28 protein-coding genes and 1 tRNA gene are annotated in these 26,846 nt (G+C 70.6%); 10 read left to right on the top strand and 19 right to left on the bottom strand.

The features are described from left to right. Positions 1 to 92: 92 nt before the first annotated feature. A complete protein-coding gene (locus V1457_RS07105) occupies positions 93 to 464 on the top strand; it encodes a hypothetical protein (RefSeq protein WP_338601668.1) in 372 nt (123 codons plus the stop codon). Positions 465 to 534: 70 nt separating this feature from the next. Continuing rightward, the gene (locus V1457_RS07110; RefSeq protein WP_338601670.1) at positions 535 to 1,041 is read left to right on the top strand and encodes a hypothetical protein; all 507 of its coding nucleotides are present in this window, start codon (positions 535 to 537) and stop codon (positions 1,039 to 1,041) included. 287 nt (positions 1,042 to 1,328) lie between these two features. Here V1457_RS07110 and V1457_RS07115 read toward each other — a convergent pair whose 3' ends face one another. From V1457_RS07115 to V1457_RS07130, 4 genes are all read right to left on the bottom strand, one after another. After that, positions 1,329 to 1,697 carry a hypothetical protein gene (locus V1457_RS07115; protein ID WP_338601672.1) on the bottom strand — a complete coding sequence of 123 codons (369 nt, stop codon included), beginning with the start codon at positions 1,695 to 1,697 and terminating at the stop codon, positions 1,329 to 1,331. A 334-nt stretch (positions 1,698 to 2,031) separates the two neighbouring features. After that, a complete protein-coding gene (locus V1457_RS07120; protein ID WP_338601674.1) occupies positions 2,032 to 2,235 on the bottom strand; it encodes a hypothetical protein in 204 nt (67 codons plus the stop codon). Between the two features lie 46 nt (positions 2,236 to 2,281). Beyond that, positions 2,282 to 2,373: transfer RNA gene (locus V1457_RS07125), tRNA-OTHER, on the bottom strand. 630 nt (positions 2,374 to 3,003) lie between these two features. Next, positions 3,004 to 4,692, bottom strand: a complete 1,689-nt coding sequence (locus V1457_RS07130; RefSeq protein ID WP_338601676.1) for a recombinase family protein — start codon at positions 4,690 to 4,692, stop codon at positions 3,004 to 3,006. Positions 4,693 to 4,731: 39 nt separating this feature from the next. Between V1457_RS07130 and V1457_RS07135 the strand changes: the two genes are divergently transcribed. Beyond that, positions 4,732 to 4,818, top strand: coding sequence for a metallopeptidase family protein (locus V1457_RS07135; RefSeq protein WP_338604870.1), 87 nt, complete (start codon positions 4,732 to 4,734; stop codon positions 4,816 to 4,818). 120 nt (positions 4,819 to 4,938) lie between these two features. On the opposite strand, the gene V1457_RS07140 is transcribed toward V1457_RS07135, so the two are convergent. Then, positions 4,939 to 5,586 carry a histidine phosphatase family protein gene (locus V1457_RS07140; RefSeq protein ID WP_233626565.1) on the bottom strand — a complete coding sequence of 216 codons (648 nt, stop codon included), beginning with the start codon at positions 5,584 to 5,586 and terminating at the stop codon, positions 4,939 to 4,941. Continuing rightward, a complete protein-coding gene (pheA, locus tag V1457_RS07145; RefSeq protein ID WP_200068127.1) occupies positions 5,583 to 6,506 on the bottom strand; it encodes a prephenate dehydratase in 924 nt (307 codons plus the stop codon). The genes V1457_RS07140 and pheA overlap by 4 nt, the downstream gene beginning before the upstream one ends. A gap of 120 nt (positions 6,507 to 6,626) precedes the next feature. On the opposite strand from pheA, the gene V1457_RS07150 reads away from it, so the two are divergent. Further along, a complete protein-coding gene (locus V1457_RS07150) occupies positions 6,627 to 7,226 on the top strand; it encodes a macro domain-containing protein (protein WP_407074753.1) in 600 nt (199 codons plus the stop codon). 119 nt (positions 7,227 to 7,345) lie between these two features. Here V1457_RS07150 and V1457_RS07155 read toward each other — a convergent pair whose 3' ends face one another. Next, the gene (locus tag V1457_RS07155; protein ID WP_338601682.1) at positions 7,346 to 7,858 is read right to left on the bottom strand and encodes an Hsp20/alpha crystallin family protein; all 513 of its coding nucleotides are present in this window, start codon (positions 7,856 to 7,858) and stop codon (positions 7,346 to 7,348) included. A 185-nt stretch (positions 7,859 to 8,043) separates the two neighbouring features. Between V1457_RS07155 and V1457_RS07160 the strand changes: the two genes are divergently transcribed. After that, positions 8,044 to 8,556, top strand: coding sequence for a DoxX family protein (locus tag V1457_RS07160; protein ID WP_200068655.1), 513 nt, complete (start codon positions 8,044 to 8,046; stop codon positions 8,554 to 8,556). Positions 8,557 to 8,664: 108 nt separating this feature from the next. Then, positions 8,665 to 9,300, top strand: a complete 636-nt coding sequence (locus V1457_RS07165) for a response regulator transcription factor (RefSeq protein WP_200068124.1) — start codon at positions 8,665 to 8,667, stop codon at positions 9,298 to 9,300. A gap of 157 nt (positions 9,301 to 9,457) precedes the next feature. Here the strand turns inward: V1457_RS07165 and V1457_RS07170 are convergent, their stop codons facing one another. The 7 genes from V1457_RS07170 to V1457_RS07200 form a co-directional block, all read right to left on the bottom strand. Continuing rightward, the gene (locus V1457_RS07170; RefSeq protein WP_200068123.1) at positions 9,458 to 10,597 is read right to left on the bottom strand and encodes a GAF domain-containing sensor histidine kinase; all 1,140 of its coding nucleotides are present in this window, start codon (positions 10,595 to 10,597) and stop codon (positions 9,458 to 9,460) included. A gap of 191 nt (positions 10,598 to 10,788) precedes the next feature. Further along, positions 10,789 to 14,070, bottom strand: coding sequence for a thiol reductant ABC exporter subunit CydD (cydD, locus tag V1457_RS07175; RefSeq protein ID WP_338601688.1), 3,282 nt, complete (start codon positions 14,068 to 14,070; stop codon positions 10,789 to 10,791). Next, on the bottom strand, positions 14,067 to 15,074 hold the full coding sequence (gene cydB / locus V1457_RS07180) for a cytochrome d ubiquinol oxidase subunit II (protein WP_338601691.1): 1,008 nt from the start codon (positions 15,072 to 15,074) through the stop codon (positions 14,067 to 14,069). The genes cydD and cydB overlap by 4 nt, the downstream gene beginning before the upstream one ends. Before the next feature lie 16 nt (positions 15,075 to 15,090). Next, the gene (locus V1457_RS07185) at positions 15,091 to 16,590 is read right to left on the bottom strand and encodes a cytochrome ubiquinol oxidase subunit I (RefSeq protein ID WP_338601694.1); all 1,500 of its coding nucleotides are present in this window, start codon (positions 16,588 to 16,590) and stop codon (positions 15,091 to 15,093) included. A gap of 213 nt (positions 16,591 to 16,803) precedes the next feature. Then, positions 16,804 to 17,487 carry a helix-turn-helix domain-containing protein gene (locus V1457_RS07190; RefSeq protein WP_338604873.1) on the bottom strand — a complete coding sequence of 228 codons (684 nt, stop codon included), beginning with the start codon at positions 17,485 to 17,487 and terminating at the stop codon, positions 16,804 to 16,806. A gap of 20 nt (positions 17,488 to 17,507) precedes the next feature. Further along, complete coding sequence (locus V1457_RS07195) at positions 17,508 to 18,713, bottom strand: fumarylacetoacetate hydrolase family protein (RefSeq protein WP_338601697.1); 1,206 nt, start codon at positions 18,711 to 18,713, stop codon at positions 17,508 to 17,510. Beyond that, positions 18,710 to 19,579: a hypothetical protein gene (locus tag V1457_RS07200; RefSeq protein WP_295148747.1), complete on the bottom strand. Its 870-nt coding sequence runs from the start codon at positions 19,577 to 19,579 to the stop codon at positions 18,710 to 18,712. The genes V1457_RS07195 and V1457_RS07200 overlap by 4 nt, the downstream gene beginning before the upstream one ends. A gap of 370 nt (positions 19,580 to 19,949) precedes the next feature. On the opposite strand from V1457_RS07200, the gene V1457_RS07205 reads away from it, so the two are divergent. Next, entirely contained in the window at positions 19,950 to 20,729 is a 780-nt protein-coding gene (locus tag V1457_RS07205) for a DUF2470 domain-containing protein (RefSeq protein WP_295148744.1), read from the top strand. 22 nt (positions 20,730 to 20,751) lie between these two features. On the opposite strand, the gene V1457_RS07210 is transcribed toward V1457_RS07205, so the two are convergent. Next, positions 20,752 to 21,141, bottom strand: coding sequence for a hypothetical protein (locus V1457_RS07210; protein WP_200068104.1), 390 nt, complete (start codon positions 21,139 to 21,141; stop codon positions 20,752 to 20,754). Between the two features lie 195 nt (positions 21,142 to 21,336). Between V1457_RS07210 and V1457_RS07215 the strand changes: the two genes are divergently transcribed. The 3 genes from V1457_RS07215 (at position 21,337) to V1457_RS07225 (ending at position 24,250) form a co-directional block, all read left to right on the top strand. Next, positions 21,337 to 22,146: a CPBP family intramembrane glutamic endopeptidase gene (locus V1457_RS07215; protein WP_407074754.1), complete on the top strand. Its 810-nt coding sequence runs from the start codon at positions 21,337 to 21,339 to the stop codon at positions 22,144 to 22,146. Positions 22,147 to 22,262: 116 nt separating this feature from the next. Beyond that, positions 22,263 to 23,444: an arginine deiminase gene (locus V1457_RS07220; RefSeq protein WP_338604877.1), complete on the top strand. Its 1,182-nt coding sequence runs from the start codon at positions 22,263 to 22,265 to the stop codon at positions 23,442 to 23,444. A 245-nt stretch (positions 23,445 to 23,689) separates the two neighbouring features. Continuing rightward, positions 23,690 to 24,250 carry a ferritin gene (locus V1457_RS07225; protein WP_200068102.1) on the top strand — a complete coding sequence of 187 codons (561 nt, stop codon included), beginning with the start codon at positions 23,690 to 23,692 and terminating at the stop codon, positions 24,248 to 24,250. 66 nt (positions 24,251 to 24,316) lie between these two features. Here the strand turns inward: V1457_RS07225 and V1457_RS07230 are convergent, their stop codons facing one another. From V1457_RS07230 to V1457_RS07245, 4 genes are all read right to left on the bottom strand, one after another. Then, positions 24,317 to 24,802: a hypothetical protein gene (locus tag V1457_RS07230; RefSeq protein WP_200068101.1), complete on the bottom strand. Its 486-nt coding sequence runs from the start codon at positions 24,800 to 24,802 to the stop codon at positions 24,317 to 24,319. Further along, complete coding sequence (locus V1457_RS07235) at positions 24,802 to 25,380, bottom strand: SigE family RNA polymerase sigma factor (RefSeq protein ID WP_200068100.1); 579 nt, start codon at positions 25,378 to 25,380, stop codon at positions 24,802 to 24,804. The genes V1457_RS07230 and V1457_RS07235 overlap by 1 nt, the downstream gene beginning before the upstream one ends. A 103-nt stretch (positions 25,381 to 25,483) precedes the next feature. Beyond that, on the bottom strand, positions 25,484 to 25,855 hold the full coding sequence (locus V1457_RS07240) for a hypothetical protein (RefSeq protein ID WP_200068099.1): 372 nt from the start codon (positions 25,853 to 25,855) through the stop codon (positions 25,484 to 25,486). 4 nt (positions 25,856 to 25,859) lie between these two features. Beyond that, positions 25,860 to 26,801, bottom strand: coding sequence for a DUF5926 family protein (locus tag V1457_RS07245; RefSeq protein WP_200068098.1), 942 nt, complete (start codon positions 26,799 to 26,801; stop codon positions 25,860 to 25,862). Between the last annotated feature and the right edge of the window lie 45 nt (positions 26,802 to 26,846).

Raw genomic sequence — 26,846 nt, forward strand, 5'->3', positions numbered from 1 at the left:
CCGCGAACGCAGCGCAGCGAATCTGTACGCGCGAGCTGCCCTGCCCCGGGCATGGACCAGGGCAGCTCGCTGACCATCGGAGCTAGATTCCAATGGCTGACGAACAGCTTATCAATCAGCAAGCGGAGCAAACCGAGCTTTTCCCCGGCTTACAGCCAGAGAATCCCCAGGTTCCTACCTGGGCGCAGGAAGCTCGCGTGTCGCCCGCCGGTTACATCCTCACCGTCCCGAATCTCTCGCAGGCCCCGGCCGACTGGCCGCACGCGACGTGGCTGCGGACGGATTGCCTCGATTGCGGGCAGTTCTCGGAGTGGGTTTTCACGGCGGACGACGGCAACGGGTGGGACACCCGGCACGTGGAGCAGACCGGGCACCGCCGATTCTACTCTTTCGCGCTTTCGCGCATTCAATTCGAGATCATGCCGCCACATCCGACCAGACCCACTCTGCATAGCGACCGCTGAAGCAGTATCCGTGGTGCTCACGATTTGATTACGAGCATTGATCCATCGCATCCGAATGAAGGGGAAAATCATGTCCGAGAATGATGCGACTATTACCGCCGCGGCGGACGAGGTGCCGAGCTGCCGACGAGACGGAGTGCACCGTCCCGATGACTTGCCGGAGCAGGGGAATCGCTGCAAGGAATGCGGCCAACGAATCACTTGGATCGGTCCCGGAATCTACGACTGGGAGAGCTGTGAAGAAGTCGACCTGGCGAAGCCGCGCGCGCGGTACCCGGCGCAGCGAGTCAACGTCATCTCGATCGAGGCTCTAAACGAAGCGGACTTCGGCGGACGCGACCTGTCATACGGGGCCTCGCCCGAGGCGCAAGTTCAGGACAACACACGACGTGCCGGTTTCACGGTCCCAGCTTTACGAGCTTTCAGCGACACCGTGCGCTTGCACGGTGAAGACGTTGACACTGTTATCTCTGACTTGCTCGGAGACCTTCTGCACCTGTGCGACGCGCTCGGCCACGATTTCGATGCGCTACTGGAGCGCGGGTGTTCTCACTACGAAGCCGAAGTCGACGGCTGACGCGATGCTCAGAGCGTGCGTTGCCAGCGTTGTTCTCGTCCTGGTCGTCGGTGCCGCCCTGGCTGATCCGCCGATCGGGAGTGAAACCACGATCGTTCCCGCACCGGACGAGTCCCGCCGGATCGAAGAAGACGACCCCGGGTGGGACTGCATGACAATGGGAAACAGGAAGTGCGGACCGCCCGCGGAGGTACGGCGTTAGCGGAGACGCAAACCGAACCGAGCTGCACGGCCCGGCAGCATCCACCACGGATGTTGCCGGGCCGTTTGCGTTGCTCGCCCGGCTGTCAGTCGTCGGAGCTGGAGCCGCTCCGCTTCGACGAGCCCGAGCCGCGGTCGCTGCCGCTCTTGCTGTCCGAGCCAGAGTCGGAGTCGCTGTCGCTCTTCTTCGACCCAGACCCGCCGCTGCTCTTCTTCTTCGACGAGCTGGAACCCGAGTCCGAGTCGGAGTCCTTCTTACGGGAGCTGGAGCCGCTGTCGCTGTCCTTCGAGCCCGAGTCGCTGTCGCTCCTCTTCTTAGAGTCGCTGTCCCGCTTCTTCGACCCGGAGTCCGACTCGCTGCTGCGCTTCCGCGACGAACCCGAGTCCGAGTCGCTGTCGGAGCTGTCCGAGGACGAGGACTTACGGTCCTCGCTGTCGCTGGTGTCGGTGGCCATAGCTGGTACCTCCCGTGAAGTCGCGCGTGAGTCCGTATTCAGTTGTCCAGGTCCTTCATCACTGGTTGGCCGGCGTGTGCCCCCATTGCCTCGTGGGCGGGCGCGGCCAGTTGAGGCCACGCCCGCCCGCGTGTGCCTGGGCCGGGGAACCGCACTGATCAGGCGCGGGATCGCCCCGTCAGCCAGGCAGCAGCTCTCACCACCAGTCGAAGGTGAGAGCCCCACGCACGCGCGGCCCGCCGAGGAGCCCGCGCGGCGGCACGGGAGGGCCGCGTCCCTCGTGGCTGTCGGGGGCCACGTTCTCGACGTGGCAGACACGAGAGGAGCGGGCGGGTCAGCCGACCTCGCGCGGGATCTCCTGAACGATCTCGTCCGCACGCTGCTGCGCGGCGGTGGCACCGCGGGCGACCTCCGCCGCGACGATTCGATACACGGCGTCCACCGGCACAGCGCGAACCTGCTTGCAGTCGCGCTCGTACCAGTCGGACGCCTCGTTGACACCCTTGATGAGCTGATCCATCTTGACCTGTTCGGTCACACTGACCTCCAACTTCTCTTGGACTGCACGGAGTTCCGTGCACACGTGGTCGCGCCGGGACTCGAACCCGGATTACCCAAGGCCCAGATACAACGGACTCAGTGCCAGCCGGGCGGCTTGCCATTAGCCGAAACGACCGTCAACGCGCCTCGCGTCAACTCGGCGCCGGTGTTGGCGTCCTGCCAGCAGCGATACCGCAAGAGAGAGAGGCCGCGCCGTCAACCGACCACGCGGCAAGAACGGCGGCATGGAGCGCTTTACGGGACGACGCGGCGAGGCGTCGGGGGTATGCCGCAGAGGTCGCGGACACGGATCGTCCCCGACAGGCACAGAGAATGCACCCTCGCCCTAGTAGTGGGTGCTGGACTTCCGGAAGGGGCACAGACCGAACAGTGATCTGTATCACCATGTGTTGATGAAGGCCGAGGGCCGTAACACGGCCTAGTCTTGTTGGGGCAAAATCGGCCTTGCGATCCGCGTAGTTACGGAAGTTACGTTGTTACGACTTGAGGGAGCAGAGCCAGCAAGTACGCTTCTCTTCTTATATTTTTAATATAAGAAGAGAAGACGAAAGCCCGACCGGGCGGCGCGATCACAGTAGGTGCACGGGGGCGACTTCGAAATGACCTTGCCCCAAGGACCGTAACCCCCGTAACGCGCGTAACCGGGCAGCGCATGGAGATGCACGGCTGTAACAGGACAGAGCCAGTGTTACGGCCGTATCCGCAACACTGGCTTCGGAACACACAGTTCGAATGCTCTGAGTAATCACACGGTCGTGAGGGACATCGTGACACCAACAGGCGGCGGCTCGGGCTCGCCAACAAACCAGAACTTGAGTCGATCGAGCGATGGCCGGACTCCCGAGACACGCGCCTTGTGCGCCCAAACGCGCTCCACGACCATGCCCAGGAAGGTGCGCTGCTCAGCGAAGGGGTAGTCTGCCCAGGACTGAGCGAACTCTTCCAAGATGTTGATAAAGCCAACATCCAATGACTGGCCGTCCGGGATCAACGCAAGCTCGGCCTCGTACTGAGTCAGACGCTCGTTGCTCGTGTCGTATCGTCGCCTGAACCGCTTCTCGCCACGCTCCCCGGTGAACAGACCCTTCAGCTTCTCATCCTCCATACGTTCCAAGAAGGCTTCTTCTTCACCGATGGCGGCTTCGAGTTCGGCTCTGCGGGCCGCTCGATCAGGATGATGTACGTCGTCCCACCGCTCGGCAATCGCGAGCACCGCCGGGTCGTCGGGTGTACGGGAGGTAAGACGGGAAATCACCGCGCTGAATACGAGCGATTCCACGGCGGGGCCGTTGATGACCGTCCCCGGGCAACGACCGCCCCTCGCTCGACGGCCACAGCGATATCGAGGGATAATCTTCCCTTGACGCATCAGCGTGGTGTCATAGGTCATCCGACCGCCGCACTCTGCGCAGTGGAGCAGATCGACAAGGAGCCCCCGCGCAGGACGCGATGTCGTCGGTGCCGGCTTGCTGCTGCCCACTCCCCGGTTCCAGTAGACCGGAGTGCGTTGCCCGAACTTCGCGCGAAGTCTTGTGTAGTCAGCCAGCGAGATGATCTCGGAGCCCACCCGGACCTCCTCACCGGTGTCCGTATGGCGATAGATCTCGCCCTTGTGCGGCAAATAGCCGACCATTACGGGCGAGGTCACGAGCTGGCGCACGACGGTCCAGGACCAGGAGTTCGCGTACTTCATCGGCTTTTCGCGAAGCTTCTGGGCCTTCAGGGGCTCGCCCTTCGACTCCAGTTGCGCGATCCTCTCCTTACGGCTGGCCCATCGAGGGCAGTCATACCCCTGCTCGTTCAGCCACCGAGCGATTGCGCGTAGAGACCAGGGCGGGTCAGCACGCAGTAGTTTATCGACCACCGTCGCGACGACCGCGGCCTCTTCGGGATGTTGCTCCAACTTCCTGGCGGGGGTCACCCGATAGCCGTACGGGCGGTGCCCCATCCACCGGCCCTCGTTCCGCTCCCACACCCGAAGGTCGCTCACGCGCGTCGCTGTGTTCTTCGATTCCTGGTGCGCTTGGTGAGCGACGATGGTGAGCTGTAGTTCCCATCCTGGGTTGTTCGAGTCGATCCCGTCGGCGATGGAGATGAAGCGGCAGCCCATCTCGTAGACCGCCTTGATGATCTCGGAAGCCTGCGGAATCCCTTGCCGGGTCGCACGGTCGACCTTGTACACGATCAACACGTGCGCACGGCGATCTCGAAGCGAGTTCAGGGCGTTCTCGAACCCAGGCCGCTCGACGTGGGCGAGGTAACCAGACTTGTCCTCGTCCTTAAAGACGTCCATGACCTGGGCGTTGATCGACTCGGCCTTCTTCCTACCGGCATCCTCCTGCCGGGGAATCGAGGTCGACGTGTCGGTGAGATCCGAAATCCGCAGGTAAAGCACTGCCAGAAGCGACGATGCGCCCTGTCCGGTGCCTGACATTTCGCTCCTCCCCCCCGTGATCAGCTTAACGGACCACAGGTGTGCATTGGTAGTTCCTGCGTGCACGAGATCGCGCACCACTTCGGCATCGACGACGAGACGCTGCACTCGCTGGGCTGGGCCTGATCGCGGGTCTGATCGGAACAGCGGGCGTGCTCGCGGAACCGCTGGCTCTGTCAAGAAGCGGCGTCAGCCGGCGCCGCCATCCGACCAGCTACCCGAACCGATCCCTGAACAACTCTTCGATCAGGCCGGGAGATCGTCCCACTGGGTGCAGCGCCAGCCGGTCGGCGAGGAGGAATCGGCTTCGAGCGCGATGAGCCCGGTGTTCGGCAGGTAAGCCGCGTTGGCGCGTTCGCCGTCGACCTCCGGTGCCAGGCGCCCGGCGACGAGGCGGATCATCGCGCCGTGGCTGACCAGCACCACTGAGCCGGTCAGCACGTCCTCCAGCAGTGGCTGCGCCGAGCCGAAGAACCTGGCGAGCGCCTGCTCGCCGGTTTCCCCGCCGGGCATCGGCACGTCCGGGGAACCCAGGTGCCAGCCCGCGTAGACCTCGTCGAACCGCTGCCGGGACGCGGCGTCGGCGTTGCCTTCCAGCTCACCCACGTGGATCTCGTGGGTGCCGTCGGCGACCTCCACGTCCAGCCCGTGCCGGTCGGCCAGCGGGCGGGCGGTCTGCTGCGCGCGCAACGCGCGGCTCGCGTGGATGGACAGGACCTTCTCGTCGGCCAGCCGCCCGGCCAGCGCCTCCGCCTGCTGCGAGCCCTCGTCGGTGAGCCCGGGACCGGGCGGCAGCGTGTCCAGCGCGCCCCGCACGTTCGACGGGGTCTGGCCGTGCCGCACCAGCAGCAGCCGCAGCCCGTCGGCGCGGGCGCGCAGCGCGAACTCGGTCATGGGGAACCTCCTGCCCGGATGCGTTCCAGCCAGCGGGCCGATGCCTGGAACGCCTGCTCCGAGGCGGACGGCCGCACGCTGGCCGGGGAATGGTCGGCCTTCGGGTAGGAGCCGAGGAACCGCACCTCGCTGCATCGCCTGCGCAGGCCGGTGAGCGCGTCCCCGACCCGGGCGTCGGCGACGTGGCCGTCGAAGTCCAGGAAGAACCGGTACTCGCCGAGCCGGTCCTTGGTGGGCCGCGACTCGATGCGGGACAGGTTGATGCCGCGCAGCGACAGCTCCATCAGCAGCTCGGTCAGCGACCCGACCTCGTCGCCGATGACCGCGGCGATCGACGTGCGGTCCGCGCCGGTCGGTTCGGGCAGCGCGCCCGGCCTGCGCAGCAGCAGGAACCGGGTGAGCGCGTCGGGGACGTCGGCCACCCCGGTCGCGAGCCGTTCCAGCCCGCTGAACTGCTCGATCGCCAGCGGCGATGAGATCGCCGCATCGACTTCGCCCGCGGCGACCGACCGGGCGGCCGCCGCGGTGGAACCCGCGGCCCGGACCTCGGCCTGCGGCAACCTGTCCGCCAGCCACTCGCGGACCTGCGCGATGGCGTGCGGGTGGCTGGCGACCGTGCCGACCTGGTCGGCGGTGGCGCCCGCGCGCACCAGCACGTCGAACCGCACCGGGATCATCGCCTCGCCGACGGCGATCAGGGGTTCGCCGCTGACCAGCGCGTCCATCGTCGCGGGCACGGCGCCTTCCACCGAGTTCTCCACCGGCACCCCGGCGGCCAGCACGTCCCCGGAGCGCAGCGCGCTCAACGCCTGCGGCACCGTCTCGAACGGCACCGGTTCGGCGTCGAAGTCGGCGGTGAGGACCCGGGTCGCCTGCTCGGTGAAGGTTCCCGGCGGTCCCAGGTAGGCGATTTGCGGCACGGCGACCAGCCTACGGGGCGCCCGATTCCTACCACCTCGCCCCGGTTCGGTGAGGGTTGATCTACGAATGTGTGACGCACCCAATTACATGCAGTGGCCCTTTCCTGCGATGCTGTGGGCGTGACCGCGGATTCGGAGCGCTCAACGGACCGAGCGGAACCGGAGCTGCGGCTCGTCCTCAGCGCGCTGGACGAGCCGCTGGCCGCAGCTTGGCGCGGCATCGCCGGCGACCGCACCGGGCTCGACGTGCACCAGGGTTCGGTGCTGGACCTTCGGGTGGACGCCGTGGTGAGCCCGGCGAACTCCTACGGCTGGATGCGCGGCGGCGTGGACGCGATGTACGCGCGCGTTTTTCCCGAGGTCGAGCAGAACGTGCGCAGCGCCGTGCTCGCTTACCACGGCGGGGAACTGCCGGTCGGTGAGGCGCTGCTGGTGCCCACCGGCGCACCCGGCCCGGCGTGGCTGGTCAGCGCGCCGACCATGCGCGAGCCCGGCGAGCAGCTGCCCGCCGACACCGTGCACCCGTACCTCGCGGCGCGTGCGGTGCTGCAGCTGTGGTCGCGCGGGGTGCTGGAGAACGGGATGCCGGTCCGCGACGTCGTGCGCAGCATCGCGCTGCCCGGGCTCGGGACCGGTGTCGGCGGGGTGACCCCCGAGCTGTGCGCGCACCAGGTCGGTGCGGCGTGGGACGAGATCTTCGCCCGCGCCGACCACGTCTGAGCCGGGCGCTGCACGACGACGTCGCGGTGGACCCCGCGATCACATCGCCGGGCGAACGGTGCTCCGCTGAACGTCCGGCGCCGCCCGCCGTGCGGCACGGCGGGCGGCCGCCCGATCGCTCACTCCCCGGTTTCCCGGGCCTGCTCAGCTTCCCGGGACTCTTCAGCCGAGCGGTCGCGGATCGCCACCTTGGTCGGGCTCGGCGCCTGCGGCACCGCCTCGCGCACCCGGACCTGCAGCACACCGCGGTCGTAGTCGGCCTCGACCCGCTCACCGGTCACGCCATCCGGCAGGTTGAACCGGCGCTGGAACGAGCCGCTGCGGATCTCCCGCACCAGCACGCCCGAGTCGTCCTGCCCGGACGTCTCGGTCTGCTCGGACGTCTCGGCCCGCCGGCCGCTGATCGTCAGCACCCCGCCGGAGACCTCCACGTCGACGTCCTGGTCCACGTCCACGCCCGGCAGCTCCAGCCGGATCAGCACGTCCGAGCCGTCGCGCACCACGTCGGCCGCGGGGACGAACGGCTGCGCAGCACGACCGCCGAAGGAACGGCGCACCAGCGCGTCGAAGTCGCGGTCGAACCGGCGGTTCAGGCCGGTGAACGGATCCCATCCTCGAACGGCAAGAGCCATCGCTGCATCACTCCACTAGTGCACTTGGCGCCGGTTCCCATCTGCCGACGCCGCTTACATGAGTGCAAACGACTCAACTTTGCGGATTGTTCCCGAAGTAGGGATCAACTTCTGCGCCTTGATGCGAGCGTGTCGAGGCCGGGGTGAGTACCGTCGGGATCCGCGGCAACACCGAGGAGGTCCACATGCTCATCCGCCGCTTGGCCCGTCCCCTGCTCGCCGCCGTGTTCATCTACGGCGGGATCGGCGCCCTCCGCGACGCCGAAGGTCACGCGAAGGCCGCCCGTCCGCTGGTGGACAAGACGGTGGGCAACGTCCAGGACTCGCTGCCGGACCAGGTGCCGACCGACGCAGAGACGCTGGTGCGGCTGGACGGCGCGGTCAAGATCGGCGCCGGGACGCTGCTGGCGCTGGGCAAGGCACCCCGGCTGGCGGCGCTGCTGCTGGCGGGCAGCGTCGTGCCGACCACGCTGGTCGGGCACGCCTTCTGGGAGATCGACGATCCGCAGGAGCGCAGTGCGCAGCAGACCCAGTTCCTGAAGAACCTCGGCCTGCTCGGCGGCCTGCTGATCGCGGCGGTGGACACCGAGGGCAAACCGTCGGTTACCTACCGCGCCAGGCACGGCGCGCACGTCGTGGCCGAGCAGACCCAGCAAGGCGTCAAGGTCGCCAAGAAGACCGCCCGCAAGCGGCGCTGACGCGAACCGCCCGAGGAGCGGACCGCCCACCCGGCGGTCCGCTTTTTCACGTCCTGATCAGGGCACCCTTACCGAAGGTGATCGGGCACGCGGTCGTAGCGTGAGGGCGTGCCGGTGCGCGTGCTGCTCGTGGACGATCACGAGGTGGTCCGTCGCGGCCTGCGCGACCTGCTCAGCACCGAAGCGGACGTGGACGTCGTCGCCGAAGCCGGCGGCGTCGACGAGGCGGTGGTGCGCACGCGGGCCGCGGAGCCGGACGTGGCGGTGGTGGACATGCGGCTGCCGGACGGGGACGGGCTGGACCTGTGCCGCCGGCTGCGGGACCTGCCGGTGCCGCCGCGCTGCCTGGTGCTCACCGCGTTCGACGACGAGCAGGCGCTGGTGGGCGCGATCAACGCCGGCGCGTCCGGCTACCTGCTCAAGCAGGTGCGCGGGCAGGACCTGGTCAACGCGGTGCGCGAAGTCGCCGCGGGCCGCTCGCTGCTGGACCCGGTGACGACCGCGCGGGTGCTGGAGCGGATGCGCCGCGGCGGCGACCGCCCGGCCGACGAGCTGGAGGCGCTGACCGAGCAGGAACGCCGGGTGCTGGACCTGATCGGCGAAGGGCTGACGAACCGGCAGATCGCCGAGCGGCTGTTCCTGGCGGAGAAGACGGTGAAGAACTACGTCACGGCGGTGCTGGCCAAGCTCGGCATGGAACGCCGCACCCAGGCCGCCGCCTGGGTCGCCCGCAGGCAGGGCTGAGCGGCACGGGCTGAGCCGCACGAGGCTCCGATGCTCTTTCAGGCCGGGCAGCCGCACGCGCACAGCCAGCTAGTTCTGTTCAGAAAGCGACGAAGCCGCTTGCGGTGCCCGAGGACTCAGCCCGACCACCTACGCAAACCACGTGCTAAACAACTCTCTAGGTCAACGGAACTTCCCAGGTGACCGTGGTGCCGCTGTCCGGCGAGGAATTCACGGTGCACCGCCCGCCCGCGGCCGCGGCGCGTTCCTCCAGGTGCCGCAGCCCGCGTTTGCTGACGTCCCGTGGAATCCCGCACCCGTCGTCCACGACCTGCAGGCGCATCGACTCCGGAGCGCGCCGCACCCGCACCAGCACGGTGCGGGCGCCCGAGTGCCGCACCACGTTGGACAGCGCTTCGCGCAGCGCGGCCCGCGCGTGATCGGCGATCGCGACGGGCACGCCGGTGAGATCCCCGTCGATGTCCAGCTTCGGCGGCCTGCCGAGCAGTTCCCCCGCGGTGTGCACCTCGGAGCGGATCGAGTCGGCCAGGTCCGGGGCCTCCTCGGCGGTCTCCGGGTCGGACGAGCGCAGCGCCCGCACCGTCGCGCGGACTTCGGCGATGGTCTGGTCGAGCTGGTCCATGGTCTCGGTGAGCCGTTCGGAGTCCTCGGCCGCCAGCCGCCCGGCGAGCTTGCGATCCAGCACTTCCAGCTGCACGCCCGCGCCGTAGAGCCGCTGCACGATCACGTCGTGCAGGTCCCGCGCGATGCGTTCCCGCTCCTGGTAGACGGCGATGCGCTGGCGCGCGGTGGAGCCTTCGGCCAGCACCAGGGCGAGACCGGCTTGCGCGGCGAACCCGGTCAGCACCTCCACCGCCACCCGGTTGAACGTCGGCGAACCGCGCTTGCGGTACACCGCGATCGCGCCGAGCTTGCGCTCCCGGGTGCCGAACGGGGCCACCGCGAACGGCCCGTAAGCCCGCAGCGCGGGCGGCACGTAAGGCGCGGTGATCGGGTCGTCGATCAGGTCGTCGACGACCACCGGCACGCCGCTGCGCGCGGCCCGCGCCGCGGCCGACCGGGCGGAGAGCACCGCGCCCACCGGGTCGCTGGACGCGGTGGAGGCGCCGTGCGCGGCTTCGACGGTGAGGCGGCCGTCGTCGGCGTGCACCATGACCAGGCCGAGGTCGCTTTCGGCCAGCGCGGCGGCGCGGCGCACCACCATCGGCAGCACCGCGTCGGGCTCCTCGGAGGACAGCGCGGCCTTGGTGATCTCGGTGGACGCCGCGAGCATTCGCTGGGCGAGCGTGGAATCCATGACGATCCCGAGGCTAGTCCTCGCCCGGCGGCGCCCACCGGCCGAACCCGCACCCGGAGCCTCCGAGTGAACGGACCGTTCGTCCCAATAGATCGGGCAGACAGGCCGTTCACTCGAAATCGTGCTGGAGCGAACGGACTTTTCGACCGGCCTACCGGGACGAACCGGCCGTTCACCCGGGCCGGGTCGGTTCACGGTCGGACTTCGAGCGCGTCGTCACGGGCAACGGTGAGCAGGCCGTCGCGGATGCGCAGGACCATGTCGGCGTGCTCGGTCTCCGCGGGGCGGTGCGTCACGTGCAGCACGGTTCGTCCGGCGGCGTCGCCGTGCAGGCGCCGCAGCAGTGCGTCCGAGGTCGGGACGTCGAGGTGCGCGGTCGGTTCGTCCAGCAGCAGCGGCCCCTCGCCGAGCAAAGCGCGAGCCAGGGCGAGCCGCTGCGCCTCACCACCGGACAGCGCGGTGCCTCCGGAGCCGACGAACTCGCCCAGCCGCTCGCCCCAGTCCGGCAACCCGGCCAGCAGCAGCGCCTCGGCCAGCCGCCGGTCATCGGCCTCGGGTGCGGCCATCCGCAGGTTCTCCCGGACCGTGGTGGCCACCAGGCCAGGTTCCTGCGGGCACCAGGCGAACCGCTGCGGCACGCGCGCTTCGCCGCGTTCCACCGGCAGCATCCCCAGCAGCAGAGCCAAAAATGTCGACTTGCCGCTTCCGGACGGCCCGAGGATCGCGACGTGCGCGCCCGCCGGGATCCGAACCGTGGCGCCGTGCAGCGCGGCCGCGGGTGCACCCGGCCAGCGGACATGGACGTCGCGGAGCTCGATGTCGCCGGTCTCCGCGCGCTCGGCCGTCGTGTCCACTTCGGACTCATGACTCGATGCCGGTGCGCCCGCCTCGAGCAGCGGAGCGACTCGATCGTGCGCGGTGCGCAGATTCCGCCACTGCTGCACCGCGGCGGGCAGCTCCGCCACCGCCTCCGCCGCGGCGAGCGGCACCAGCGCCAGCAACGGCGCCAGCTCCGGCGCGAGCCGTCCGGCGGCCACCGCCTGAGCCGCGAACCACGCGCCACCGAGCACCGCGATGCCCACCGCGAGCACCTGCACCGCCGTGGCCGCACCAGCGCCGAAGGCCGCGCGGCGCGCGCGAGCGGCCAGCCGCGCATCGACATCCGCCAGCTCCGCACGCCGATCGGCGTGCGCACCGAACGCGATCAGCTCACCCGCGCCGTCCAGCAGCGCCAGCAGCCGAGCCGCGATGCGGCGACGGCCATCGGCCACCGCGGCGCTCGCGCGCCGCTCCGCGAACAGCGCGGCAGCGCAGCCGCCGAAGGCGGCGAGCAGCAGCGCGGCGGCGAGCAGTGCACCTGCTGCGGGCAGCACGACGGACTGCACGGCGACCGCCGCCGCGGCGACGAGCACCGCGATCAGCGGTGGGAGGAGGACCCGCGGCACCAGGTCGCGCACCGAGTCGACGTCGTCGACGAGGCGCGCGGCGCCGTCGCCGCGGCGGAGCGCGGCGGAGCGCGCCGGGCCTAGGCGCACCAGCGCATCCCACAGGCGCAGCCGCAGCACGCCGGAGAGGCGGAACGCCGCGTCGTGCGTGCAGAGGCGCTCGACGTAGCGCAGCGCGGCGCGCGAGAGCGCGAACGTGCGCACTCCGACAACGGCCACGGACAGTGTGAGGATCGGTGGCTGCTGGGAGGCCCGAGCGATCAGCCACGCGGAGGCCGCGGTCAGCGCCAACCCCGCCATCAGCGACAACGCGCCGAACCCGACTCCGGCCAGGGTGCGCGGCGTGATCAGCTCGCGCAGCCGCCCGCGCGCCGGCTCCAAACCGGGCACTTCCGCAGGTTCCGCGGCGTGCGCGGCCTCGGGTTCGGCGGGTACCGCGTCCGGCCGGTGGCTGGCGAGCACCACCGTCACACCGCGGTCGGCAACGCGCTTAATGGCTTTGTCGACTTTGTGCGCAGTGGCCTGATCGAGGTGCGCGGTGGGTTCGTCCAGCAGCAGCACGCGCGCATCGCCTTCGAGCCGCAGCAACGCGCGCGCCACCGCGACCCGCTGGCGCTCCCCTGTGGACAGTCCGTCGACGCGGCGATCGTGCAGGTGCGCCGCGGCGACTTCCCGCAGCACGACCGGGATCGCCGCAGCGGTGCCCGCGGGCTGATCGGTCACCGCGAGCCCGAGCTCGTCGGCGACGGTTCCGCCGGTGAACACCGGCCGCTGCGGCACCCACGCGAGGTTCCCGCGCCATTGCGCGGGATCGAACTCCGCGATGTCGATGCCCCCGTAGGTCACCGTGCCGCGCTCCGGCCGGATGAACCCGAGCAGCACTGAGAACGTCGTGGACTTACCGCTGCCACTGGGGCCGATGCCGTCGAACCCTTCCAGCCGCAGCACCCGCCCCGGCTCCGCGGTGCAGCTGAGCCCGTCCGGTGCCCGGCCACCGCGCCGCGCCACGGCGAGATCGCGCACCCGCAGCGGCCCGGAGGTCGGCACCTGCGCCGTCCCGGCACGTTCGTCCTCGGCCGCGGAGACGATCTCGTCGACCCGCCGCACCGCTTCGACGCCGTCCTCGCTGGCGTGGTGCGCCGCACCAGCGGCCCGCAGCGGCAGGTAGCACTCCGGCGCGAGCACCAGCACCAGCAGCCCGGTGGCCAGGTCGAGCTCACCGGAAACCAGCCGCAACCCGATGCCGACCGCGACCAGCGCCACCGACAGCGACGAGGCCAGCTCCAGCACCAGCGCGGACAGGAACGCGATCCGCAACGTGGCGACCGTGCTGGTGCGATGCCGGTCGCTGACCCGGCGCACCACCTCGCGCTGCGCCCTGGCGCGCCCGAACGCGCTGAGTACCGGCAGTGCGCGCACCAGCTCGTGCAACTGCCCGGAAAGCCGCTGCATCGACTCCGTCGCCCGCGCGGTCCGCTGCTCGGTGAACCGCCCGACCAGCCAGGCGAACAGCGGGATCAGCGGCACGGTGATCGCGATCGCCAGCGCCGAAGGCGGATCGGCGTACAGGATCGACGCCCCCACCAGCAGCGGCACGACCGAGGCGGTGACCAGCGCGGGCAGGTACTTCGTGAAGTAGGCGTCGAGCGCGTCGAGCCCCTTGGTGGCCAGCGCGGTCAGCTCCGCCGGACCGCGCCGCTGGATCCACTCCGGCCCGCGGCGCAGCGCCACGTCGACCAGCCGCGCCCGCAGCTCCTCCTTGGCCCCGGCCGCGGCCCGCGCGGAAACCGTCTCGGTCGCCCAGCCCAGAACGGCACGCGCGACGATCGCGCCTGCCAGCACACCGAGCCGATCGCTGATCGCGGCACCACCGACGCCATGTGCCACCACCTCGGCCAGCGCACTCGCGAGCGCCCAGGCTTGCACCACCAGCGCGGCGGCATTGCCCACGGCCAGCGAACCGCCCGCCACGAGGGCTCGGCGAGCGGAACCGGAAAGCCGGGGCAGCGCGCCCAGCGGCCCGCTCACGGCGCGTGCACCGGCGGGATGTGGTGGGCGCCGATGCGCTTGCGGAACACCCAGTAAGTCCAGCCCTGGTAGACCAGCACCGCCGGGGTGCCGAACGCGGCGACCCAGGTCATCACGGTGAGCGTGTACGGGCTCGATGCGGTGTCCGCGACGGACAACGACCACGCCGGGTCCAAAGTGGACGGGAGAACGTCCGGCCACAGCGCACCGAACAACGTCACCACCACGCCCGCGAGCGCCAGGCCCTGCAGCGCGAACGCCTGGCCGTCCCGCCAGGAGTACATCCGCACCAGTCCGGCCAGCGCCGCCACCAGCGCGGCGACCAGCGGAACCCACGTCCACGCGGAACCCGCCGCGAACTGCGCGACCAGCACCAGCAGGACCACCGGCAGCAGCAGCGGCACACCGAAGCGCAGCGCGAAGGCCCGCGCCCGCTCCCGCACCTCACCGGCGGTCTTCAACGACAGGAACGCCGCCCCGTGCAGGAACGAGAACCCCCACACCGCCAGCGCACCGAGCACGTTCGAGGTGGTCAGGATGCCCAGCGGCCCACCGACCCGATCGCCGTTGGCATCCAGCGGCAGGCCGAACACGCTGGCCGACAAGATCAGCCCGACCATCATCGGCGAGAGCCACGAGGCCAGCACGATCACGGTGTCCCAGCTGCGCCGCCACCGCGCCGTGTCCACCTTGCCGCGGTACTCGAACGCCACCCCGCGCCCGATCAGCGCCAGCAGCAGCAACAGCAACGGCAGGTACGCGGCGCTGAACAGCGAGGCGTACCAACCCGGGAACGCGGCGAACGTCGCCCCGCCCGCCACGATCAGCCAGACCTCGTTGCCGTCCCAGACCGGGCCGATCGTGTTGATCAGCACCCGGCGTTCCCGCTCCTCGCGGCCCAGGATCGGCAGCAGCATCCCGACGCCGAAGTCGAAGCCCTCCAGGAACAGGTAGCCCAACCACAGCACGGCGATCAGGGCGAACCAGAACGTGGGCAGGTCCATCACTCATCCACTCCGGTCAGTACGCGAACGACAGGGTGTCGTCGGACTTCTCGTCCTCGGACGGCTCGTGCGGCATCGCGGCGTCCACCCCGGCCCGGACGTAGCGCACGATCAGGAAGATCTCCACCACGGCCAGCACGCCGTAGATGCTGGTCAGCGCGATCAGCGAGGTCAGCATCTCGCCCGGCGACACCCCGGAGGAGACCGCCTGCGCGGTGTACATCCACACTCCGTCCACACCGGACGGATTGGGGTTCGGCGCCACCACGAACGGCTGGCGGCCGAGCTCGGTGAAGATCCAGCCGAACGCGTTGCCCAGGAACGGCGTCGCGATGCTGGCCACGGCCAGCGGCGCCCACCAGCGTCCCTTCGGGAACCGGTTCTTGCGGGTCAGCCACAGCACCGCGACCGAACCGAGCGCGGCCATCGCCCCGAAGCCGATCATGAACCGGAATCCCCAGTAAGTGGCCGGCAGGTTCGGCACGTAGTCGATCGGCGCCCCGGCGTACTGCCCCATCCGCGGATCGTCCGGCAGGTGCGTGCCGTACTTGGCCTGGTATTCCGGCACCAGCTGCTGGATGCCCTTGACCTCGCTGCTGAAGTCGCCGTTGGCCAGGTACGACAGGATGTAGGGCACGGTGAAGCTCTTGACGTCCTCGCAGTTCGGCTGCCCCACGTCGCCGTAGGCGAAGATCGAGAAGCTGGCGGGCTGCTCGGTGTGGCACAGCGCCTCGGCCGAAGCCATCTTCATCGGCTGCTGCTCGAACATCAGCTTGCCCTGCACGTCGCCGGACAGCGCGAGCCCGGCGAACGCGATCACGCCGACCCATGCGCCCAGCCGCATCGAGACGTGCCAGAGCTTGCGGTCCTCGTCGTCCGGGTCCGAGTTCCGGTGGTGCTTGGCGATCTTGTAGGCGGCGATGCCGATCAGGAACGAACCGGCCACCGCGAAGCAGCCGAAGACGGTGTGCGGGAACGCGGCCAGCACGGTGTTGTTGCCCAGCACCGCCCAGATCGAGTTCAGCCGCGGGCGCCCGTCGGCGAACTCGATGCCGACCGGGTGCTGCATCCACGAGTTCGCCGCCAGGATGAAGTACGCCGACGCGGCCGTGGCCAGCGAGAACGCCCAGGCGCACGCGAGGTGCACGCGCTTCGGCAGCCGGTCCCAACCGAAGATCCACAGCCCCAGGAAGGTGGATTCGACGAAGAACGCGACCAGGCCCTCCATGGCCAGCGGGGCGCCGAACACGTCGCCGACGAACCGCGAGTACTCGCTCCAGGCCATGCCGAACTGGAACTCCTGCACGATCCCGGTGACCACGCCCATCGCGAAGTTGATCATCATCAACTTGCCCCAGAACCGGGTCATCCGCAGGTAGCGCTGCTTCCCGGTGCGCACCCAAGCCGTCTGCATTCCGGCGACCAGCAGCGAAAGCCCGATGGTCAGCGGAACCATCAGGAAGTGGTAGACGGTCGTGATCCCGAATTGCCAGCGGGCGATGTCGAGGAGGTCCACGCGGCCAGTCTGCCGCCGCCGGAATCGGCCCGATCAGGGACGGGCGTCCTGCACGAAGGGACTTTTGGTCCCGGCACCACCCGGGACTTTGGTCCTGGCAGGTGGCTCGGGCCACTCTTTTCTACCAATAACCCGCGCCGCGCGGAACCCTTCTCCGCCGAGCCTGCCGGAACGAAAAGGCGAAATACGGAATGAAACGAATTCGGCGGCCGATCAGCGCAGCGCGTCGGCCACCGCTTGCGCGGTGTCGAAGACCAGCGGCCCGATCTCGTCGGCGGGCAGCGGTTCGAGCGACAGGACGCCGACGCTCGCCCGCAATCCCGGCACCCCGCGAACCGGTGCGGCCACGCCGGACGTCCCGGCGTGCGGTTCCCCGCCCGCGGCGACCCACCGCGGCCCGCCCGCGGGCAGATCCACCGCTCGCCCGGCCGCGCCGCGCTGCACCGGGTGCCGCGTCCCCACCCGGTAGGACACGTGGCAACTCGTCCACGACGGTTCGACCACCGCGACCGCCTGCGCGTCCCCGCCGTCGGCAACGGTCAGGTGCGCGGTCGCGCCGACCCGCTCGGCCAGTCCGCGCAGCGCGGGCAGCGAAGCGAACCGCAGCTGCGGCAGCACCCGCCCGGCCAGCCACAGCACGCCGAGCCCGAGCCGCACCCGGGTCCCTTCCCGGCGCACCAGGCCGCGGCTCTGCAACGGCCCGAGCAGCCGGTACACCGCGGCCCTGCTGACCCCGGCGGCGTGCGCGAGATCGCTGATGGTCGGTGCCGAACCTTCCGCGTCGGCCACCGCCTGCAGCAGGTTCAGGCCGCGCTCCAGCGTCAGCGAAGTCTCCTTCGGCGCGGCCGGGGCTTCGCGCGGCACCTGCGAGCGGGGTGCGCGTGCAGGCTCGGGCACGGGCGGGCGGCTCACCGGCGTCACCGCCAGGCCGCGGACAGCACGGTGCCCGTGACCTCGCTGAGCCCGACCACCGAGCCATCGGGCCCCGGCGCGGTCCCGCCGAGCGTGACCCGGTCCCCGTCCTGCAGGAAGGTGCGCTGCTCACCGTCGTCGAGGGTGATCGGTTCCGCCCCGCCCCAGGTGAGTTCGAGCAGGCACCCGCGTTCCTCGCGGGACGGCCCGGACACGGTCCCGGAGGCGAACAGGTCGCCCGGCCGCACCTGCGCGCCGTTCACCGTCATGTGCGCCAGCTGCTGCGCGGGCGACCAGTGCATCGCGGCGAACCGCGGCCGGGACAGCGGGATGTCGTTGCACCGCACCTCCAGCGCCAGGTCCAGGCCCCACGGGTCGATCTCGAGGAGGTAGTCGTGCAGCCCGTGCTCGCGTTCCGGCAGCGGAACGCGGGCCTGCTCGAAGGCCTCCAGCGGCGTGATCCACCCGGCGATGGAGGTGGCGAACGACTTCGACAGGAACGGCCCGAGCGGCTGCGCCTCCCAAGCTTGCAGGTCCCGCGCGGACCAGTCGTTGACCAGCGCCACCCCGAAGCAGTGCGCCGGGAAGTCGGCGGTGGCCACCTGCGCGGCCGGTTCCCCGCCGCAGACGAACCCGACCTCGGCTTCGAAGTCCAGCCGCCGCGTCGGGCCGAACGCGGGATGCAGGTCGCCGCTGGTGCGCCGCTGCCCGCTGGGCCGCGGCACGTCGGTGCCGGAAACCTGCACGGTGCCGGACCGGCCGTGGTAGCCGATCGGCAGGTGCGTCCAGTTCTCCGGCAGGACCGGCGAACTCCGCCGCAAGATGCGCCCGACGTTCTCGGCGTGGTGCCGCGACGAGTAGAAGTCGACGTAGTCGCCGACGCGGAACGGCAGCACCAGCGTGTGCCAGTCGGTACGCAGCAGCCCGGCGCCCGCGGGCGCGGAATCCGCGGTGACCAGCTCGGTGAGCCGTTCCCGCAGCTCCCGCCACCGCTGGTGGCCCGCGGCCAGCAGCGGATCCAGCGAGTTCGCGCTGACCAGCTCGGCCAGCCGCGGTCCGAGCGAGTCGGCGATCCCGCGCAGCGGCAAGGCGTGCTTGCCGACGCGCGCGCAGATCACCGGGCCGCTGGAGGTGACCAGCACGCCGTAGGGCAGCGTCTGCGGCCCGAACGGCTTGTCCGCGGCGAACTCGGGATCCTCGATCCAGGTCACAACAGCCCCAGCCCTTCCAGGTCGGTCGCCGGGTCGGTCAGCGAGTCGGAGCCGTAGGAGGAGAACACGTCGCGCACCGCGGTGGCGGCCTCGTCCGACAGCGAGTTCGCCTCCTCCGCGAGCGCCTCCGCGTCGGTGCTGGCCAGCGCATCTCGCACGTCTTTGCCGGACAGGCAGCGCGCGGTGGCGACCAGCATGTTCAGGAACCCGTGCCGCACGTACCCGTTGTCGGGGTCTTCGCCGCGGACCGCCGAGCGGATGCCCGCGGTGGTCTTGAACGGCACGGACAGGGTGCTGATGGTGGCCAGGAAGTCGGCCACGACGTCGACCGGCGGCACCGACTCGGAGGTCGGCCCGCCGCAGCGCAGCTTCGGCCAGCAGCCGTGCTCGGCGACCCGCTTGACCCCGTCCAGCCAGCCGTCCTCGGTGCTGCGGCGGGGTTCCACGACGCGCACCACGTCCTCGGGAACGAACTCGGAGACCCGCTCGAGCCAGATGTCGTCGACGTCCGAGGGCGCGGGCATCTCCACCATCCGCAGCGCCAGCAGCTCCTGGCGGCCCTCGATGATGGACAGCGATTTCGGCACGCCGCCGAGGCCGGTGTCGCACACCAGCGACAGCGGCACCGGTTCGGCGGGCTTGGCCTTGGCGAGCTCGGTGATCAGCTCGGCGAGCCGGGACGCCTGGCACAGCATCGGCCCGAGCAGCCCGCTGTATTGCCCGCCGCGGGCGGCGAGGTGGGCGGACACCGCCTCCGGGGCCGGCGCGCTGCCCGGTGGGAACAGCGCGGCGTCGTCGACCAGTCGGGAGAACAGGGGCGGTATGCCGCGCGGACCCGGCGCGCGAAGCTCAACAGCGCTTGACACGGCGAACACGCTAATGCCGCGCCGTTCAGTGAACAAAGGTGGCCGATATACGAACGTTCGGCGGACTTGACCAGCCTCCCACCGGCCGATCATCGGCCCTGGTGTGCGCGTTGCGAAGCCGCCTCATCCGGGCGGGCGACAGGCCGCGCGGACTCCGCTCGGAGCTGATCGCGCGGGCGGCCGCTGCCGAACCGGCTTCGAGCGCCGATCACTCGTGCGGCGGTTCCCCCGGGGGAAGGGACGGAGCGTGCTCAGCACCCGGGATTCACCCGTCGGATGCGCGCAGCAGGAACCGATCACCTGGTAAGACGGAAACGACTTTCCCCCACCGGAGCGATTGGGTTAGGCTTACCTAAGTAGGAGGTGAGCGGTGCGCGAGAGGACGACACGTCGCCCGGCGAAGCCGAACCCGGCGGAGCGGGCCAGGACGATTGCCCGGCGCGGTGGGCGGGCCGCGCTGATGCCCTCCGGCGAGACCGCCGCGCGGATCTCCCCGTTGCTGCACCACGTGCACCCGGACGGCTCCGCGACGGTGCTGCTCGCCGACGAGCACCCGCTGGTCGGGACCGCGTGGCAGTCGCCGCGTGCGGAGCTGACCGCGGTGCTCGAGCTCGCCGATCCCACTCCGGTGCAACTGCGCGAACCGGTGCGCGGCCTGTTGTGGCTGACCGGCACGATCCGGCTGCTCAGCGGCGAGCAGGCCCGCGAGGACGTGCTCGCGGTGGCCGAGCAGCGCCCGGACAGCAGGCTGCTGGACGCCGGGCACGGCGCTTCGGTGCTCAAGCTGGACCCGGCCTCGCTGGTGCTCGCGGACGCCGAAGGCACCTGCTCGGTGCCCGCCGCGGACTTCAGCGCGGCCCGCCCGGACCCGTTCTGCCTGCTGGAGGACGGCTGGCTGCGGCACTTGGAGAGCTCGCACCGGGACGTGGTGGGCCTGCTGGCCCGGCACCTGCCGGAGGAGTTGCGCGGCGGGCACATCCGCCCGCTCGGGCTGGACCGCTTCGGCCTGCGGTTGCGGGTGGAGTCCGCGGACGGCGATCACGACGTCCGGCTGGCGTTCTCCGGCCCGGTCGCCGACGCCAAGGCGCTGGGCCTGGAGCTGCGCCGGTTGGTCGGCTGCCCGTTCCTGGCCGCTCAGCAGGCCGGGTAGCAGCGCTCACCGGCGCTGTCGGTCAGTCCTCGGTCCGCGAACGGCTGCCGTGCAACGGCTCGATGCGGCCGCGCTTGTAGCGCAGCGGCTCCGCGTCGCCTCCCAGCAGCAGCGCCTCGTCCACGTGTCCGCCGCGGGTGACCCGCCACAGGAACGCGTGCGCGGCGATCCACGCCGACATCTCGTTCGCGGTGGGCACGAACCGCACCAGCAGCGGATAGCGCGCCAGCCCGGCGTGATCGGTCTCCTCGTGGTCCTCGCGCAGCTCGATCAGCAGCGATCCGCGCACCCCGACGAGGTCCGCAGGACCGATCGGCCCGTCCAGCGCCAGCAACGGGTGCACCAGCTCCAATGCGGCCAGCACGTGCTCGGTGGAGGGCTCTCCGCGCAGGAAAACCCGGTAGCCGGTCATCGCCCGTCCCCCTCGTGTCTCGGCCCCCGTGCTTCGTCGGCCGCGCTTCGTCGGCCCGTGTCCTGCCGGACCGCAGATCGGCGGCCCCCCGCTCGGATGTCTCACGTCCGCGTGCGGTTCCGCCGGACCGCCGCCGATTTTCCCCGTATCGTCCGGGGAATCTTCCGCGAATCGCGGGCCGGTACGGTGCACCGGGTGAGCATCGTGCGCACCTGGTCGTTCCCGGCCCGGCCGGCCGAACCCGGCGAGCTCACCGACCCGGCCCAGCGCCGGATGATCGGTGTCGAGCTGGTCGTGGTGTTCACCGTGACGCTGGGCATGTCGGGTCTGCAGAGCCTGCTCTCGCTGCTGGACGCACTCTCGCAGCAGGCGCCGCTGGCCGACCAGTCGGTAGCGATCAATCGGCCGCAGGCGCAGCTGGGCCTGCTGAACCTGCTGGAGCAGCTGGCGAGCGTGCTGCGGCTGCTCTCCTGGGGCGCGCTGGGGATTTTCCTGCTGTGGCGCGGCGGGATCGCGCTGGCCCGGATCGGCATGGACCGTTCGCGCCCGTGGCGCGACCTCGCGGGCGGCGCGGGCTTGGCGGCGCTGATCGGCGTTCCGGGGCTCGGGCTTTACCTGGTCGCGCACGCGCTGGGCCTGAGCCTCACCGTGCAGCCGTCCACTTTGGACGACGCGTGGTGGCGGGCGCCGGTGCTGGTGCTCTCCGCGTTCGGCAACTCCTTCGCCGAGGAAGCGCTGGTGGTCGCCTACCTGCTGACCCGGCTGCGGCAGCTCGGCTGGTCGGAGAACCGGTCGCTGTGGCTGTCCGCGGTGCTGCGCGGCAGCTACCACCTGTACCAGGGGTTCGGCGGGTTCGTGGGCAACCTGGTGATGGGCCTGGTCTACGGCCGGGTGTGGCAGCGGACGAACCGGCTGTGGCCGCTGGTGGCCGGGCACGCGCTGATCGACGTGGTCGCGTTCGTCGGCTACGCGGCGCTGCGCGGGCACGTCGGTTGGCTGCCCTGAACGCAACGATCCCGCCGTAGATCGACTTTTCTGCGCAAGGATCGATCTTCCGGAAGCCGGGGCGGTTCCGATTTCGGCTACGCCGACTAGGCTTCCGCGACGTGAGTGAACCGCACGTGCGCAGCGAGGTCGGCGGCCTGCACAGCGTTCTGCTGCACCGCCCGGGCAACGAGCTCAAACGCCTCACGCCGCGCAACAGCGACCAGTTGCTGTTCGACGCGATCCCGTGGGTGGACCGCGCGCAGGCCGAGCACGACGCCTTCGCCGATGTGCTGCGCGGCCGCGGCATCGAGGTCGTGCTGCTGCGCGACCTGCTGGTGCAGACCCTCGGCGACGCGCGGGCGCGGGCCGCGGCGGTGCATTCCGGCGTCGACGAGCTGCGGCTGGGCCAGGACGTCGCCGACACCCTCCGCTCCTACCTGTCCACAGTGCCCGAACAGGTGCTCGCGGAGGCGCTGACCGCGGGCATGACCTTCGAGGAACTACCCGGTTCGGAAGGCCGTTCGCTGGTGCGCCGGATGCACCACTCGCACGACTTCGCGCTCACGCCGCTGCCGAACCTGCTGTTCACCCGCGACTCCTCAGTGTGGGTGGGTGACCGCGCGGCGATCGCCGCGCTGGCGATGCCCGCCCGCCGCCGCGAGTCCGCGCTCACCGACCTGATCTACGCCTACCACCCGCGCTTCTCGCACTCTGCCCGCGCGTACGGCGCGCACTCCGCCCCCGTCGAGGGCGGCGACGTGCTGCTGCTGGCGCCGGGCGTGGTCGCGATCGGCGTCGGCGAACGCACCACCCCGGCGGGCGCGGAGTCCTTCGCCCGCTCGATGTTCGCCGACGACCTCGCGCACACCGTGCTCGCCGTGCCGATCGAGCAGCAGCGCGCGTCGATGCACCTGGACACGGTGTGCACGATGGTCGATGCGGACGCCGTGGTGATGTACCCGGCGGTGCAGCATTCGCTGACCGCGTACGCGCTGCGCCCCAAGGACGGCGACCTGGACGTCTCCGACCCGGAGCCGTTCCTCGACGCGGCGGCGCGCGCGATGGGCATCGACCGCCTCCGCGTCATCGACACCGGCCTGGACCCGGTCACCGCGGAACGCGAGCAGTGGGAGGACGGCAACAACACGCTCGCGCTGTCCCCCGGCGTCGTCGTCGCCTACGAGCGCAACGTCGAGACGAACTCCCGCCTGGAAGCCGCCGGCGTCGAGGTGCTGCGCATCAGCGGCACCGAACTCGGCTCCGGCCGCGGCGGCCCGCGCTGCATGTCCTGCCCGCTCGTCCGCGAGGCGCTTTGACGGCTGCGAAATGATTTCGCTCACCCGATCCACGTTGTGCCGGGCGGCCTCCCGGAAGTCATCGCGAAGCTGCCGGAGCAAAATCCCGCGCGAAGTCGGGCCGCAGCCGGATAACCACCACGAACACCGGTAAGGATCGCCTTGCCGAAATTAGGTGAAGGGAACCTGGGAAAGGCGAGGCGAAGGTTCCTCCAGGTATTCCTCGCCAAATTGTGAGGGCGCGAATTCGGCGTACCATCGGCAGCATGAACGTCACCGCAAAGAAGCTCCAGCCCCGCGAATCCCGATTCCACCAGCTGCTGCAGGACCAGGTGCGCAACGAGCTGAACGCATCGCAGCAGTACCTCGCGGCAGCGGTGTGGTTCGACAACGAGGACCTGCCCCGCTTGGCCGCGCACTTCTACCGGCAGGCGCTGGAAGAGCGCAACCACGGCATGATGATCGTGCAGTACCTGATGGACAACGACATCAAGGTGGCCATCCCGGCCATCGACGAGGTCCGCAACGACTTCACCGAAACCCGCGAACTCGTCGCGCTGGCGCTGGAACAGGAGCGCGAAGTCACCCAGGAGTTCTTCACGCTGGCCAAGGAGGCCCGCAACGAAGGCGACTTCCTCGGTGAGCAGTTCCTGCAGTGGTTCCTGAAGGAACAGGTCGAAGAGGTCTCGCAGATGTCCACGCTGCTGGCCGTGGTGGACCGTTCCAACGGCAACCTGTTCGACGTGGAGAACTTCCTCGCCCGCGAGAACGTGGGCGACGAAGGCCTCGACGCCACCGCTCCGCCCGTGGCGGGCGGCGCCGTGTGACCAAGGCGCGATTACGAAGGGCGGCCGGATTGTCCGGCCGCCCTTTTCGCGCGGTTCGCCGCTGGTCTAGTCCGCGTCGCCGCTGGGGGCCGAGGACGTCGACTGCGAGGTCGATGATTCCGAGCTCGACGGACTGGACGTCGTCGGCTCCGGCCGGGAGGACTCCGAATCGCGCAGGATCGACGGGATCTCGTGCGTCGAACTGCCGCGCGGCACCTCGGGCGGTGCTCCCGGCTGCTCGATCCGGCTCGGCCGGTCCGGCGGCGGCGACGTGGGGACCACGTGCGGATGCGTCCGCTGCTGCGTCGAGCTGGGCGTGACGACCACCGGCGCCGCCGGGCGCACGGGCTCCTGCGGCGACCGGGCGACCAGCGTGGCACCGCCACCGACCAGCGCCGTCAACGCCATCGCACTGCCCACCGCGGCGAGGGCCGTCTGCCGCCTGCGGCGACGGCGCGCGGACGCCACCAACGCCCATTCGGCGCCCGTGCGCACCGGCACTTCCAGCCGGTCGTCGGCGAACAAGCGGTGCAGCTCGTCGTCGAGCCCCATCACACCTCACCGCCCTCGAACAGCGGGCCGAGCTTGCGGCGCAACGCGGCCAGCGCCTTGCTGGCCTGGCTCTTCACCGTGCCCGGGCTGACGCCCAGCGAGCGGGCGATCTCCGCTTCGGACAAGCCCTCGTAGTAGCGCAGCACCACGACCGCGCGCTGCCGCGGCGGCAGGTCCCGCAGCGCCTGCCACAGCGGCTCGTTCTCCAGCCGGTCCGGGGCATCGGCGGCCGGGACGTCCGGGAACTCGGCGAGCAGCGTTTCCCTGCGAGTTCTGCGCCAGCGGCTGACGTGCGCGTTGGCCATCGCCTTGCGCACGTAGGCGCGGGGTTCCTGGCAGCTCTGGCTGATCTTCGACCAGCGGGCGCCGACCTTCTCCAGCACCGTCTGCACCAGGTCCGCCGCGTCGTGCGGATTGCCGGTCAGCGCGTGGCCGTAGCGCATCAACCCGGGCAGGGCGGCCCGGACGAACTCCGCGAAGTCGTCCTCCACCTCGGCCACGTCCCGCGCTCGCACCGGGCGCGACCAGCTCACCGCCGACTCCGCGGCGGGTGGCACAGCAGGCGATCGAGCGGTCACGCCACCACTCCCCTCCGCAGCACTGTCGCTTTACGGAGGTACGCGCCCGCGGTCGGCAGGGTTGCCGTTCCGGTTCCGGACCACCCGAACGGCCCAGCGGAGATCAGGGCGCGGAGCCGATCCACATCCCGGGACGCCGTCGGTGCGTGGTCAGGTAAGTGAGCCCGGCTTCCCCGGCCGTGAAGGCGCGGCGCGAGCCGTGCGGGAGCCACAGCAGCGCGCCCCCGGTCATCGGGTGCGAGCCGTCCGCGGCTTCGAGCACGCCGTTCCCGCCGAGCACGAGCAGCAGCACGTCCAGGTCCGGTTCGGCGTGCGCGTCCACACGCTGGTGCGGGGCCAACCGGACGACGTTGGCGTCCAACTGCCGCCCGGCTTCAGCGAGCTTCCACCGCACACCGGATGACTCGTCCGCGGCGAGCTCCCCCACGTCGGCGAGGACGCGCGGGAGCTCCTCGGGCACTTCGCGCTCCGGCATCGCCTCAGCGCAGCGTGACTTGGCGACCGCGCAACCCGTCGCGGGAACGCCGCTCGGTCGCGTCCAGCGGAGTGCTCTCCAGCGACTGCAACGCCTCGGTGAGCCGTTCGCCCAGCGCAGCAGCGGGTTCGTCCCACTCCCGCGGGTGCTTGTCGCGGTCCAGGTCCCACACCGGCACCAGCACGCCGTGCGCGCGGAACGACCCGGCGAACCGGCTGTCGTCGTCCAGCGCCAGCTCACCGCGCGCGGACAGGCGCGCGCAGGCGGCCAGCAGCTTCTCCTCCGGCTCCGGGCGCACCCAGCGCAGATGCGCCTTCTCGCCGGTGTCCACCCAGTACGCCGAGCGGGCGGTGGAGAGCCGGGCGGTCGGCATGATCGCGGCGTTCGCCCGCTCCAGGGACAGCTTGATCTCACCGGTCGGCTCGGTGCCCTCCGGCAGCCACCACGAGAAGTCCTCGTGCAGCTCGACGTCCAGCTCGGCGTCCGGGTCGATCAGGTCCTGCAACCGGGTCGCGTCCGGCTGCGGCGTCTCGGGGCCGACGACCGGCAGCGACTCGCCCGCCTCGGCCTCGCGCACCCACTCGACCGCGCGGGCCAGGTCGCGGCTGAGATCGCCGGAGCGGGTCTGCACCTGCAGCCCGACGAACGCCTCCTCGTCGGAGCGCTTGACCGCCGCGGCCGCCATCGGCAGCACCGAGGCCACCGTCACGTCCGCGCCGTCGCGCAACGGCAGCTTCGCCGTGGCCGACGGGACGAACTCGCGCAGGGCCACCAGGTCGCCCTCCGCGGCCAGGCCCTCGAACGGCCTGGTCACGATCACGTCGCCGGCACCTCGGGCGGTGCCGTGGCAGTTCTTGTAGCGCTTGCCGGACCCGCACGGGCAAGGCTGCCTCGGGCCGACAGCGCCCTCTGCGGCCTGGGACCGGGTGGCCGTTCGCTTCGACACTCGAAGCCTCCTCGCTCGAGTCGTGTGATCGGACCCACCGACGCT

Origin of the sequence: Saccharopolyspora sp. SCSIO 74807, from assembly GCF_037023755.1 — a bacterium.
Classification (GTDB): domain Bacteria; phylum Actinomycetota; class Actinomycetes; order Mycobacteriales; family Pseudonocardiaceae; genus Saccharopolyspora_C; species Saccharopolyspora_C galaxeae.